This is a genomic window from Vibrio sp. YT-18 (genome assembly GCF_033337345.1).
Taxonomy (GTDB): Bacteria; Pseudomonadota; Gammaproteobacteria; order Enterobacterales; family Vibrionaceae; genus Vibrio; species Vibrio alginolyticus.
In genome coordinates, this window is the sequence record NZ_JAWOQO010000007.1 from 148,885 (window position 1) to 162,040 (window position 13,156).

The window sequence follows — 13,156 nt, forward strand, 5'->3', positions numbered from 1 at the left end:
CCGTTGTTTATCTATGCTTACGCATCACAGGCATCTAACATGGCGCAAGCGTCGAGTAATTGTTGCTGTAACCATTTTAAAGCGGGATCGTTTAAGCTCGCTTTGTTCCAAACGAGGCTGTAGGCTACTTGCCCGTAATCGAATGGAAGAGCTTGCTCAACCAAACCTTTTGCTTGCATTGCCGCTCTTGCCCAAAGCTTGGAGCATGTGAACAAGTAATCCGAGTGCTGACACATCACCGCAGCTGAACCAAAGTCGGCTACACGCATGGCCAAGTTTCGCTTTGAATGCCTTTGGGTGAGATTTTGCTCAAAATAAGGTTGTGACAGATCTTTATCATGAATACCGATGTGTCTTGCACAAAGGTAACTTTCAACAGATAGGGGTTGCTCAGCGAGTGGGTTCGATGCTCTCATTAAGCAAACCATTTCGTCTTTCAAAATGGTTTTCCAGACCAAGTCTTTATTTTGTGTGGGTGGTTGGCTGAGATCGTGAGGAAGCAACAAAAAATCCACTTGACCTCTTGCTAATGCATCGAAGCTCATTTCCTCTTTCGCATGGACATTCAAGTGCGCGTGATTGCTCAGTTGTTGGGACAGATGCTGTAGAACTGGCGCAAAGAGCTCAAACGAACTTTCACGCATTGCTAATGAAAAACTACCTTGATAGTAAGCCGGATTAAAAGAGCCTTGATGTAATAACCCATTCATACTGGAGAGTATGCCATGGATTGATGGGCCTATATGCAGCGCAAATGCTGTCGGCACTAAGCGAGTGCCATCACGGTAAAAAAGGTCATCCTTTAGCGTTTCGCGCAACTGTCCGAGCGTTTTACTGACGCTCGATGGTGTTACACACAAGCGTTCTGCCGCAAGTGTGACGCTGTGAGTGGTTAACAACATATGTAAAACAGTTAGATGTTTAAGGCTTATACGCGAAAGAGCAATGTAGTCCATAAATAGCATGGTTTCTTATGATTTTTGGCAGTATATCAGCATGAAACAAATTTTTACTATTGTTTATCTCGGAAACACGCCTGTTTCTCTTTGAGCTCAATGCATTTAATGGGTTGCATAAGGATTGATGGTGCTTATAAGTCTAGAAATTTATCTTAGTTTTGTTGGACTTTAATGCTTTCATTTATTCAATTCTAAAGCTTCTATGTAATTTTAATCAATTTGGAGGAGTTGATTGATTTGTACACGAATTAAACTTGTTCCTTGTTAATTAAAATAGATATTGTTTTGTTGATTGTTTGGTGATTTACTCATGATCCCTCAGTAACAAAGGTATAAATAATTAATGGACGACCCCTTTAGTCGACAAAACCCTTCACCATATGTCTTCTTATTATTGGAGACATGCTCATGCTAGAACTTTTTATGCAACCAGAAGCTTTGGCTATTTTCGCCACTTTGTTTGCGCTTGAAGTTGTCTTAGGCGTTGATAACGTCGTTTTTATCTCTGTCTTATGTGAAAGACTGCCGCTGCACCAACGTAAGCTGGCAAGAAACCTTGGTATTGGTCTTGCTGTTATTGCTCGTATTGGTTTAGTGTTTTCAATCTCTTGGATCATGCAACTGACTCAACCGCTATTTTCTTTGGCGAACCAAGCGTTTACCGGAAGAGACGTCATCATGATTGCGGGTGGTGTATTCCTCTTGGCTAAAAGCCTGAAAGAGTTGTGGAGTTGGTTAAATCACAACGAGTCGGCTCACTCAACTCACGCCCGCACTGGTTTAGCGGTAGTTCTGTTGCAGATTGTTGCCGTGGATGCTGTATTCTCGATGGACTCGGTGATAACCGCCGTTGGTTTGACAAGTGATGTCCCACTTATGGTCGCAGCGATTGTTTCGTCAGCTATCGTGATGGTCATGACAGCCGAAAAAATCAATAACCTGGTGTCGTGTTACCCTGGTTTTAAGACACTTGCTTTGTTATTCCTTGTTTTGTTAGGTGGTTTATTGATGGCAGAAGGCTTCGAAATTCATATCAACAAAGGTTATGTGTACTTTGCGATGGCATTCGGCTTAATTCTGGAACTTTGTCATATCCAGTTAAAAAACAAACAACGCCCGACTATTAAACGTCTTAGTCCGTTGCGAGTTCATCCAACCAGATTAGAAGCTCGTCAATAATAAAAGATATTGCCGCTCATATGAGCGGCATTTTTATATTCGTCATCACCTATTTTTACTCTCTTTTTATTTTGTTGTCGTTTCGACAAAAAATCGCATTTGTTGTGGGGTTGAAGATTTTTTATATAGACCGCCCAACTAATATGAGTGAACGACAATAATGAATAAAATGATCGATGCGTTAGCAACCCATGGTTACTACATCTGGGATGATTTTCTTTCTGAACAAGAAGTGGATCAATTGCGAGACTGCATTCCAAGTAACTGGAAAAAAGCGCGTATTGGTCGTAATGACGATGTGACTCGTATTGAGTCAATTCGAAGTGACAAAATTCAATGGTTATCGCCCAATATGGGGCACGCGGTTACTTCTTACTTAGATAAGATGGAAGAAATACGCCAAGAAGTGAACCGTCACTTGTTTCTGGGACTTTTTGAGTATGAAGCTCACTTTGCCAAGTACGAGGAAGGGGATTTCTACCAAAAGCATCTAGATTGTTTTAAGGGCAATGAAAACCGTCGATTGACAACCGTTTTTTACATGAACGAATCTTGGACGGAAAAGGATGCAGGTGAATTGGTGGTTTACGATCTAAATGATAATAAGATAGCAACCATCCCTCCTCAATCAGGACGCTTACTTTTATTCTTATCTGAGCAATTCCCGCATGAGGTTTTACCGACCACCGCAGAGCGGTTCAGCATTGCAGGTTGGTTCAGAATCAATGGTGTGCGAGACAATGTACTTGATATTGCAAAATGATTGGTTTGCAACCTGCACAAAATCAGCAAAGGGCGTAGATACGCCCTTTATCGATTAAACATTAGTTGATAGCTCGTAACACTCGGTCATGTTTCGCTCTAGCACTGCATAGACGTCAGAACAAAGTTCTTGTTTAGCGACTTGCTCGCCCATAATCGCGGCGATTTGTGCTTGAGCCATTCGTCCACGGTAGGGACGGTCCTGAGACAGAGCTTGAAAAACATCGGCAACCGCGACAATACGCGATGGTACATCGAGTTCGTCTCCTGTTTTATGATAAGGATAGCCAGAACCGTCCAAACGCTCGTGATGATTAGAGGCCCACTCCGCTATTTTAGTGTTGGGAAACACTTTGTGTAATGCGAGCTGAGTATCAATTGTATGGCGTTTAATACGCGTATACTCTTGTTTATTAAGAGAGCCTTCTTTATGAAGAATCTCATCTGGTGTTTTTAACTTTCCGATATCATGCACCAACCCAGCAATAAATAACATCTCTTGGTCGTGCTCACAGAGCCCAAGCTTGATGGCTAGATACCGAGATAACTCCGCCACTTTTTGCGAATGTTGATAAGTAAATGGGCTTTTTGCGTCAACAATTCGAGCGATAAACATGCCCAAACTATTCATATCTTGGATGGTGAGCTGTTTTTGAAGCCAATCAATGCTTTTAAAGTTTAATCCGATGGTTTCTATATTTTCAGACTCCATCGCGAACCAAAATGCGTCGGTCATAACGAGCTTAACCATTGCCTTAGCCATGTCTGGATTAAACAAAGTTCCAGCGTTTGCCATGATGCATTCTGCAATTAGTTCTTCATGAAGTGTGACAATGTCACAGTGGCAGTTCATGACGTATTTGGAACGCATAAAATCGAGACGATCGGCAAAATAGAGTAGGGCAGCGACCTCTTTTTCAAAAGGCGGTAAATCAAGATATTTTAGTTCACTCCAATGTGTATGGTGGTAAAGAACAGGTGTCGCAAACTGACGCAACAAACGACACTGCTTGAGGCTTCGGTATCCTCTTAAGCAATGTGTTTTTACATCTTGTGGCACCAACTCCTCAAGTAACATTTTATGTTCTTGTGTTTCGGAGACCCCACAATCGTGGATCATCCCTGCGAAGTAGCAAAACTCCGCTTTTTCTGGTTCCCAGTTCATGACCCGAGCACATTGGTAAGCGATGTAAGCGACACGGTGGCTATGGTGCGTATCATCAACACCTACATAGTCGAGTGCTCGAGCAACCCAGATAAGTGCTTGTTTCAGATCGACTTCAAAGCCCATGTCCGTATGGGAATGGCAAGAATGATTCATGGTTTATACCGACATTGCTAATTAGCCCACGCTAAACCCAAATCAGAAGGTGATAGGAAAAATTGGGTACGACAGCGAATAGACCCCAAAAAGGTGGGCGTTTAGACATAGTTTTGATTATGGGCGGGATAATAATCCTAGTTGCATAATAATATCACCTGAAGCTCATGGTTAAGAGTCAGATATTTGAACTAAGTATAAGTTTTGAAAGATTATTGTTGCTCTTGTTGACTTATTTGAAAACGACAATAAATCATGATGTAACGCATTCTTATTTTTATTTTTGTAGATCGTGTTCGGGCTCAACCAGAGACACACGGTATTGATGTCTGATTAACAGAATTCATATTGTTGCTTTTGAAGGCAAAAAATAAGAAGACTTCTTCGAGGCTTGCTCTGTAACTAACAGAGTAATAGGGAAAGCAGCTTGCTAACTACATGACAATAGAGCGTCGTTGAAAACATTTTCTCTGTAGCTCATGTCGTTGAGGAAAGATAATAAAATGGTACGGTTTCCCAGCGATGCTAGCCCTTTTAGTGAGATAAGTTTATTGAAAATGTGTGATTGCAAAGTAAGCATAGGTAGTAAAAGTAGCTAGAATGATAGCTCTAAATGAAAAGGATTTCGTATGTTGAAGCATCGTTTATACCGGAGTTACACCGCTGGGTTAAAAATTGCAGCCCATATCCTTCCTATGCCGAGACCAACCTTGTTTTCCGGCCCTGGTTCGATCAATGAGCTATTAGAATCGATGACCGAGCTGGGATTTAAACGCGTTTTGTTAGTTACCGACGAAGGGTTAGTCCAAGTCGGTATTGTAGATAAGGTGCTTGAGGCAGCAGCACAACTCGATTTACAGTTAGATGTTTTCTCGCAAGTTAAGCCCGATCCTACCTATGATCAGGTTGAGAGCGGTCTAGAGGCTTATCATCGTTTTCATTGTGAGGGCATATTAGCTTTGGGTGGCGGCTCTGCAATGGATTGTGCAAAAGTCATCGCTGCGAAAGTTACCAATAAACGGCCAATCAAAAAATTAGCTGGACTATTGAAGGTATGGCGAATGCCAGCGCCGCTTTTTGCTATTCCAACAACGGCTGGAACCGGAAGTGAAGTTACTATAGCTGCGGTCGTGTCAGATCCCTCCTCACACATTAAAACCCCTTTAATGGATCCAAAGTTGGTGCCACTAATGGCAGCTTTAGATGCGAATTTAATGATTGGTTTACCTCCTAAGATCACGGCTGATACTGGCGTTGATGCATTAACCCACGCTATTGAGGCCTATGTATCGAAAAACGCTACTCAAGAAACGATGGCTTATTCGGTTGCCGCTATTAAACTCATTTTTAAATATCTTCCTAGGGCTGTGATGCAAGGGGATGATGTCGAAGCTCGTCATAAAATGGCTATGGCATCCTATTACGCGGGTTTAGCATTTACCAAAGCGAGTTTGGGTTATGTTCATGCCTTTGCTCACACATTCGGTGCGAGATATGGAATACCTCATGGTATGGCAAACGGATTAGCCTTGTTGCCTGTGCTGCGCTTTTCATTATCAGAGATTGAGCCTCAACTAAGAAAGCTCGATGAGTTGACGGCCGAGGGGCAGTTAGGTAACGCAAGTGCTCAGCATTTTTTGGCGAATCTGGAGTCCTTGTTTTCAACTATTGATATTGAGCAAACCAGTGCGCTCATTCAACGTGAAGATGCTGATGCGCTTGTTGATTTAATTCTGAAAGAGGCGCACTGGAATTACCCTGTTCCCAAGTTCATGAACAGGGAAGAATGCACACAGTTATTGTTAAATATCAGTAAGGTGTAAATTATAGTTTACATGTGTGGTTTTTTATCCTTACACTTTGCTTGATCTTCTGCTAAAGATCCTACAATATCGACGGCAATACAAATATGGTGTTGGTTTCGGTCCGCCGTTGCCCGATCTAATACTGATAATTTCTAATAAAGTGTAAAGATTAATATACAATGAGTCGTTCTAAAGTATTCGGTAGTACGCTAATTATTGCGGGCACTACAATAGGCGCTGGTATGCTAGCGCTTCCACTTGCCTCTGCCGGCATTGGTTTTTCAACTTCTATTATCATCATGCTAGGCTTATGGGCTCTGATGGCTTTCACTGCCTTGCTTATGCTTGAGCTTCATCAACATGCGGAGAGTAGTGCTACACTTCATACTTTGGCGAAACAGATCCTAGGTCAAAAAGGCAAGTGGGTGGCAAGTTTTGCGATGTTGTTTCTTTTCTACTCATTATGTGCAGCGTATATCGCTGGCGGTGGTGCTCAGTTCGGAGACCGCCTTGCACAATGGTTTGACCTCGATATTTCAGGGCCTACATCAACGATAATCTTTACCTTGATTGTGACTTTAGTTGTGACAGTGGGTACCGGTACGGTCGATAAAGTAAACCGAGTCCTGTTCGCGATGAAGCTCATTGCGATGGTTGCGGTGCTTTCTTTTCTTGCTCCAAACGTTACGGAATCTTACTTGTTAAGTATGCCAATCGAACAAGGCCTTGTTGTAGCGGCGATTCCGGTGATCTTTACTTCGTTTGGTTTCCACGGAAGTATACCTGCAATTGTGAATTACTTAGACGGTGACACTTCTTCTTTACGCAAAGCCGTTATTATTGGTTCGACGATTCCACTCGTTATTTATATCTTTTGGCAAATCGTGACGTTGGGTGTGGTTAGCCAAAGTACGCTTGTTGAGAACGGAGGGTTGAGCGCACTGATTGGTCAACTATCTCAGACAGTACACCAATCAAATTTGGGTAGCATTGTTGGTGTGTTTGCTGACTTGGCATTGTTGACATCGTTCCTTGGCGTGAGTTTGGGTCTATTCGAATTTTTGGGTGATACCATCAAAGGAAGTAACGATAAGCCTAATCGTTTGATTGCGGCACTAGTGACGTTTACTCCACCGCTAGGCTTCGCACTTTTCTATCCTCAAGGCTTTATTATGGCTTTGGGCTATGCAGCGATTGCCTTAGCGATTTTAGCCATCTTTTTGCCTTTGGTTATGGTGATCAAGGTTCGTAAATCGGATGATTTTACTGGGGAGTACCGCGTCGCAGGTGGTCAAGGTGCGTTAGTGATAACGGGCATCGCTGGCACTGGCATCGTATTCGCTCAGGTGTTAATTACGCTGGGTGTGCTTCCTGCTCTAGGCTAGTTGTTTAGAACGTTCTTTGAATAACTTCTAGTTACTGAATCCATCGTAATCAATCAGTATTGTTAGGCCAACGAGTTTCGCTCGTTGGCTTTTTTAATCTGGATCAAATTACCGTAAGATATCCGGTGAAAAAATTGGTAGAAATGTGCTTTTATTTCGTACACTTAAGTTGTGGTATATCGATAATTTAAGTGGAGAAAACCGCTCAAAATACCATTGAATTTGCAACACAATGAGCTTTTCTTGTTTCTCTGCTTTGGTGTGGAGGTGAAGCATGGCGCACCGGAGTTTTTACCCGTTTGCAAAACCGCTTAACGAGCAACTGCAAACGCTAAAAGGCAGGATGCAGGCGCACTTGCCATGTATTGATAGGGTGTCATTTGCAAAATATCACCCAGACCAAGATGTGCTCAAATCATTTGCAGAAAGTGAGTTTGACACTTGGTGTTTAGCCCATCACGAATCAGCATTCCGTAAACTCCACCACCTCAATATTGCCTCTAAAAACGCGGTTCCTCGTATCGTCGAAGACCTTCATGATATTAATCACTGTCCTCGGGTTCAAATTTTACTCAAACACGGATATCAGTCGTCGGCTGCTATTCCTTGTTATGACAACAAAGCTTTTACTGGTTTTGTATTTTTGAACTCCACTCAACGTGATGCGTTTAGTTTAGAAGCGCTGAATGGTCTTAAACCTTATTTCGAAATGATTCGATTTGCGGTTGAATCAGAGACTCAAGTAGTCAATGCGATAGAAACGCTAGCGAACCGAATGCAATGTATGATGCCAGGCTATTCACCTGAGTATTACGCGCATACCAAACGCATGAAGTACTACAGTCAAATTATCGCAACGCAGTTAGCGGATCGTTATCACCTGAATGACGAAATGGTCGAAGATATTGGTATTTTTGCTCAGTTCCATGCGCTCGGTGATAGTCAGCTGCCAGTTGAAATTGCTAGCCGCCGAACAAATTACTCTCAAGAACAAGAGGCGATATTGATTCAACATATTGAGCGTTGTATCGATTCAGCGGATGACATAGTTGCCCGTATCGGAAATCCGGTTCACCCGAGTGTGACTTTGTTTTTGCAGATGGTTACTTATCAGTACGAAAACTTAAATGGCACTGGTTATCCTTATGGTTTAACCAATGATGATATACCAATCGCCGCGCAAATTACGGCTGTCGCGAATGCCTTTGATTTTATGACGACGCACCATCCGTACAGACAAGCGTGGTCCATCCCATACGCATTGTTAGAACTTGAAAAATGGGTATATCAGGGATGGTTATCTCGAGAATGTGTTGATGCTCTGCGAGAGCATCAAGGTTATATAAAGCAAATCATCCACAAATATCCCGAGCACTATACAGGCTTGGGGTTAATGTGAAGAGCAGTAACAAAGTTGAAATGTTGACGAGGAGGAATATTTAAACAATACTGTTTTTATATACAGTAATGAGTTTGGAGGTGAAGTATGTTGTGGGAAACCCTTGAAAGAGTAAACCGCTTACGCCAACAAGCACTTGCAAATCCTGAGTTTGTTGAGTCAGCAAAAGAGCACGAACAAGCACTTCAGGAGCAAGAATACCATTATCAAACTAAGAAAAAGCGTTCAGCCAAAGACAAACAAGGTAAAAAGTCGCTGGCCGATATCTATAAAGAAGTAGAGTTTGGCGCTGACGCTCGTCATTAATGTATTCACTGCGGTATTTTTCATTTCTTCATACGCTGCAGTATTCGTTCAAATTTATGCGAGAGCAGTGGGAGACCGCTGCTCTCGTTGACCTGCCTATAATTTACTAATGAAGTTCAGCCGAGCAAGTCATCACTCACACTTAGCAATTCTCTCAATGATCTTGTTGATGTAATGATAATGACAACGGTTTGCATTTGTATCTTTGTTGTTATATAAAACCTCCCTTATTAATCGTTCTGTTGAATAAGAACGGCAAACGTGATGAACGAATGAGAGCTTTGAATAACTGTTATTCGTAAATGGCTATTAGGTGAAGTAGGGATGTTGGAAGCTAAAGCACTCCAGTTTGAGATTGAAGGCAAGTCATTGCTTAAAGCGTTTGATGTGACATTTGAACCCGGAAAAACATACGCTCTTGTTGGGCATAATGGCTCAGGAAAATCCACATTGTTAAAGTTGCTGGCACAGCAACAGCCATATACTGCAGGGGATGTGGTTTTGCATGGCACGAGCATTAACGATCTCTCAGCGAAAAAGTTCGCCCAACACATTGCCTACTTGCCTCAGCATCTTCCAGTGACCGACAGTATTTTAGGTCGAGATTTAGTCGGTTTTGGTCGTTATCCATGGCATGGTTTACTTGGACGTTTGAGTAAGAAAGATCACGACATTGTTGAAGAAGCAATGGCGATGACAGGCACACTAAAATACGCAGATCGCTTAGTGGACACGTTATCTGGAGGAGAGCGTCAACGTGTGTGGCTAGCTATGCTGTTAGCCCAAAAAACCGAGTATTTGCTTCTTGATGAGCCTTTGTCTGCGCTAGATATCAGCCATCAAGTCGATATGTTGAAGCTTATCTCTAAACTCAGTCAAGAACTGGGCTTGGGCGTTATTATCGTATTACACGACATCAACTTGGCTGCACGATTTTGCGACTACATCGTTGCATTACATCAAGGTGATTTGATTGCACAAGGCAATGTTGAACAGGTGTTTACTGAACCTAAGTTGAGGGACATATATGGGATAGAGATGATGATCTCTGACCACCCTGCAGGTTATCCGGTGGCGATGCCAAGCTAAAGGTTGGAATAATGAGCAGTACAAACACTCGACTTAAACATTTCTCTTTCGCTCTCTCACTTAGTGCGCTTTTGGTCAGTTCTTTTCAAGCACTAGCTGACGCATCACCTCGGGTGATGTCGGTTGATTGGACACAAACTGAAACGATGTTGGCTTTAGGGGTCGTACCTGTAGGCGTTGCTCAAGGGCAAGATTACGATGCTTGGGTAAAATCGCCACCGTTACCACCTCAAACGAAGGATGTAGGGTTAAGAACTCAACCCAATATAGAGCGCATTTACGAGCTCAGACCTGATCGTATTTTTATTGCCCCGTACTTCTCCTCAATGAAGCATCGCTTAGTTGATATCGCCCCGGTTACCACCATTGACTTATATGAAAGCGGGATTACGGATTGGTCGGTACTTACCAGTTTCACTCGGAGGTTTGGTGAAGAGCTGGGAAGAGAGGCGGAAGCAGAGGCGCTTATCCAACAATATGAAAAACGTTTGTCTTTATTAAAACAGCGTATAAATAAAGGCCAGCCGCCACTTCTAATGATTCAGTTTATGGATACAAAGCACGTACGTGTTTTTGGTCAAAATAGTCTTTACTCCCAGGCTATCGAAAAGATTGGGCTGAGTAATGCATGGAATGAAAAGACGAATAGCTGGGGCTTCAGCCTAGTTGGCATCGACAAGTTAGCTGGCATAAAAGCTCAAATCGTTATCGTAGAGCCATTACCTTATGGTGGAGCGGAGCAGCTCTCTCAAGACCCATTTTGGCAATATGTTGTTCAACAATCTGGTGAAAAGGTCATGCAAGTCGCGCCCGTTTGGAGTTTTGGTTCTATGCCTTCAGCCCTCCGTTTCGCAGAGTTAGTTACGGCGAGTAAGGTCGAGGAGTTAACACAATGAAAACGATGCCTTTAAGCTTTGTGGTGTTACTTTCGGCATTTACCTTTTCTATTGGTGCTTTCCAATTGTACCAAGTAAGCTCATTTTCGTTAGCTCTAAGCAGTTTATGGGAGCCTAACTTTCAATCTATCGATTCTGTTTTACTTCACTTTAGCTGGTGGCCTCGAGTCTTCACCACGATTATATCTGGTGCTGGATTAGCGGTTGCTGGGGTATTGATGCAGCAAGTGCTGCGTAACCCTCTCGCTTCACCCACGACACTTGGTGTGGCGAGCGGTTCAAGTTTTGCTTTGATGTTAGCTACGCTATTCGCACCTTGGATGTTGGATATCGCGCCTAATTTGGTTGCTCTCATCGGCGGTGTGATATCGATGGGGTTGGTGATGCTGTTGTCATGGCGACGAGCGTTATCTCCAACGGTTGTCGTCGTTTCTGGGTTAGTGATAAACCTGTACTTTGCATCATTAAGTACGGTTATTCTGATGATGAATACCGAAAAGCTGAATGGGTTAATGATATGGGGAGCCGGTTCGCTTGTTCAGAGTGGATGGGGAGATTTCTCGTATCTTGCCCCTCGAATCGCACTTGCTACGGTCGTTGCATTTGTGATTGCAAAGCCGTTAAGTCTGTTGGAACTCTCCGAGCAAGGTGCCAAGAGTTTAGGTGTCTCGCTAGCTAAGTTGCGTTTTGTCTGTCTTGGGCTTGCGGTGTTAATCACTTCTTGGGTGGTTTCTGCCGTAGGAATCATCGGTTTCATCGGGTTAGCGGCGCCAGCGATTACTCGATTGATAGGTATCAATAAAGTCCAGCATAAGCTTTGGGTATCAATGCTTATTGGTGCCATGTTATTGACTTTAACCGATTTGGTTATTCAGCAACTGCCAGGGCTAATGGCGAGTTTTATACCAACGGGAGCAGCAACGGCTGCATTGGGCGCTCCGTTACTGTTATGGCTGTTACCTCGTTTATCACAAAAGACGCAGGGCCATACTCAAACAGTGTTAACTCGACACCGTCAACATGTTTACAAGCTAAACCCTAAAGCGATCTCATTGGCGTTGATCGGCACGTTAATTTCTGTTGTTCTTTTTGCCACGGTTGCTGTGCAAAATGAAGGGTGGACAAATTTATTTGCTAGCCAAAATTGGATTTTTTTGGAATGGCGCGCACCTAGATTATTTGCAGCAGCAATTGCGGGGGCAATGTTAGCGATTGCTGGAACCATGATTCAACGCCTAAGTGGAAACCCAATGGCAAGTCCTGAAGTGATCGGTATCAGTTCAGGGACAGCGATGGGATTGATCATCGCGATGTTTACTGGGTTTGGTTCGTCAATTTTCACTCTTTCTCTAGGCGGGCTCGTAGGCGCATTAGCGACGGTATTAGTCATTGTGCTGCTAAACCGTAAGTCAGGCTTTCAGCCGGAGCGTATTTTGTTGACTGGTATTGCAATAACCGCACTGATGAATGCAATACAGAGCTTTATTCTAGCCACTGGTGACCCAAGAAGTTATCAAGCATTGGCTTGGTTGTCTGGGTCTACCTACTATGTCTCGGTTGAAACGTTACTCCCATTGTCTTTATCTGCGCTTGTCTTTATAGGGTTGAGTTTTCTCTGCGTAAGATGGCTAGATATTCTTCCTGTCGGTGCCGCTTCCTCTAAAGCACTTGGAATTCGAGTTGATCGTTCACGCGCAATACTGCTTCTTTTAGTTGCTTGTCTCACGGTCAGTGCGACATTGGTTGTTGGCCCGATTAGCTTTGTTGGGTTGTTGGCTCCGCATTTAGCTCGCTTATTTGGTTTTAACAAAGCGTCACAACACATGTTATGCGCCGCGATACTGGGGGCAGGGGTGATGTTGTTGGCTGATTGGTTGGGACGACAGGTCCTTTACCCGCAAGAAATACCAACAGGGCTTATGGCGTCTCTCATTGGCGGTTTGTATTTAATGTGGGGTTTACGCCGCTTATAGAAATGAGCTAAGCCTCAACCAAGAAAGTACTTATACAAATAAGCACTCGTAGTGGCATTCGTAACCTATGCGAGTGCTTTAT

The 13,156-nt window shown here is 43.2% G+C and carries 11 protein-coding genes; 9 read left to right on the top strand and 2 right to left on the bottom strand.

Features of this window, described 5'->3' with window-relative positions:
* Positions 1-17 precede the first annotated feature (17 nt).
* Complete coding sequence (locus R7M72_RS11750) at positions 18-956, bottom strand: LysR family transcriptional regulator (protein ID WP_005377737.1); 939 nt, start codon at positions 954-956, stop codon at positions 18-20.
* 411 nt (positions 957-1,367) lie between these two features.
* Here R7M72_RS11750 and R7M72_RS11755 point away from each other — a divergent pair, with 411 nt between their 5' ends.
* Positions 1,368-2,138 (top strand): TerC family protein, encoded by a 771-nt coding sequence (locus R7M72_RS11755; RefSeq protein ID WP_054579462.1) that lies wholly within the window; start codon positions 1,368-1,370, stop codon positions 2,136-2,138.
* Between the two features lie 160 nt (positions 2,139-2,298).
* Positions 2,299-2,901, top strand: coding sequence for a 2OG-Fe(II) oxygenase (locus R7M72_RS11760; RefSeq protein WP_262644971.1), 603 nt, complete (start codon positions 2,299-2,301; stop codon positions 2,899-2,901).
* 54 nt (positions 2,902-2,955) lie between these two features.
* Here R7M72_RS11760 and R7M72_RS11765 read toward each other — a convergent pair whose 3' ends face one another.
* Positions 2,956-4,221, bottom strand: a complete 1,266-nt coding sequence (locus tag R7M72_RS11765; protein WP_318056193.1) for an HD-GYP domain-containing protein — start codon at positions 4,219-4,221, stop codon at positions 2,956-2,958.
* A 629-nt stretch (positions 4,222-4,850) separates the two neighbouring features.
* Here R7M72_RS11765 and R7M72_RS11770 point away from each other — a divergent pair.
* The 7 genes from R7M72_RS11770 (at position 4,851) to fhuB (ending at position 13,074) form a co-directional block, all read left to right on the top strand.
* Positions 4,851-6,044, top strand: coding sequence for an iron-containing alcohol dehydrogenase (locus R7M72_RS11770; RefSeq protein ID WP_315957019.1), 1,194 nt, complete (start codon positions 4,851-4,853; stop codon positions 6,042-6,044).
* Between the two features lie 161 nt (positions 6,045-6,205).
* A complete protein-coding gene (locus R7M72_RS11775; protein WP_033905238.1) occupies positions 6,206-7,411 on the top strand; it encodes an aromatic amino acid transport family protein in 1,206 nt (401 codons plus the stop codon).
* Between the two features lie 274 nt (positions 7,412-7,685).
* Positions 7,686-8,810: an HD-GYP domain-containing protein gene (locus R7M72_RS11780; protein ID WP_054574122.1), complete on the top strand. Its 1,125-nt coding sequence runs from the start codon at positions 7,686-7,688 to the stop codon at positions 8,808-8,810.
* 87 nt (positions 8,811-8,897) lie between these two features.
* Positions 8,898-9,116 (top strand): hypothetical protein, encoded by a 219-nt coding sequence (locus tag R7M72_RS11785; protein WP_005377723.1) that lies wholly within the window; start codon positions 8,898-8,900, stop codon positions 9,114-9,116.
* Between the two features lie 324 nt (positions 9,117-9,440).
* Positions 9,441-10,205: an ABC transporter ATP-binding protein gene (locus R7M72_RS11790; protein ID WP_005377721.1), complete on the top strand. Its 765-nt coding sequence runs from the start codon at positions 9,441-9,443 to the stop codon at positions 10,203-10,205.
* 11 nt (positions 10,206-10,216) lie between these two features.
* Positions 10,217-11,101 carry an iron-siderophore ABC transporter substrate-binding protein gene (locus tag R7M72_RS11795; protein WP_005377718.1) on the top strand — a complete coding sequence of 295 codons (885 nt, stop codon included), beginning with the start codon at positions 10,217-10,219 and terminating at the stop codon, positions 11,099-11,101.
* Positions 11,098-13,074, top strand: coding sequence for a Fe(3+)-hydroxamate ABC transporter permease FhuB (gene fhuB, locus R7M72_RS11800; RefSeq protein ID WP_170893809.1), 1,977 nt, complete (start codon positions 11,098-11,100; stop codon positions 13,072-13,074). The genes R7M72_RS11795 and fhuB overlap by 4 nt, the downstream gene beginning before the upstream one ends.
* The last annotated feature ends 82 nt before the right edge of the window (positions 13,075-13,156 follow it).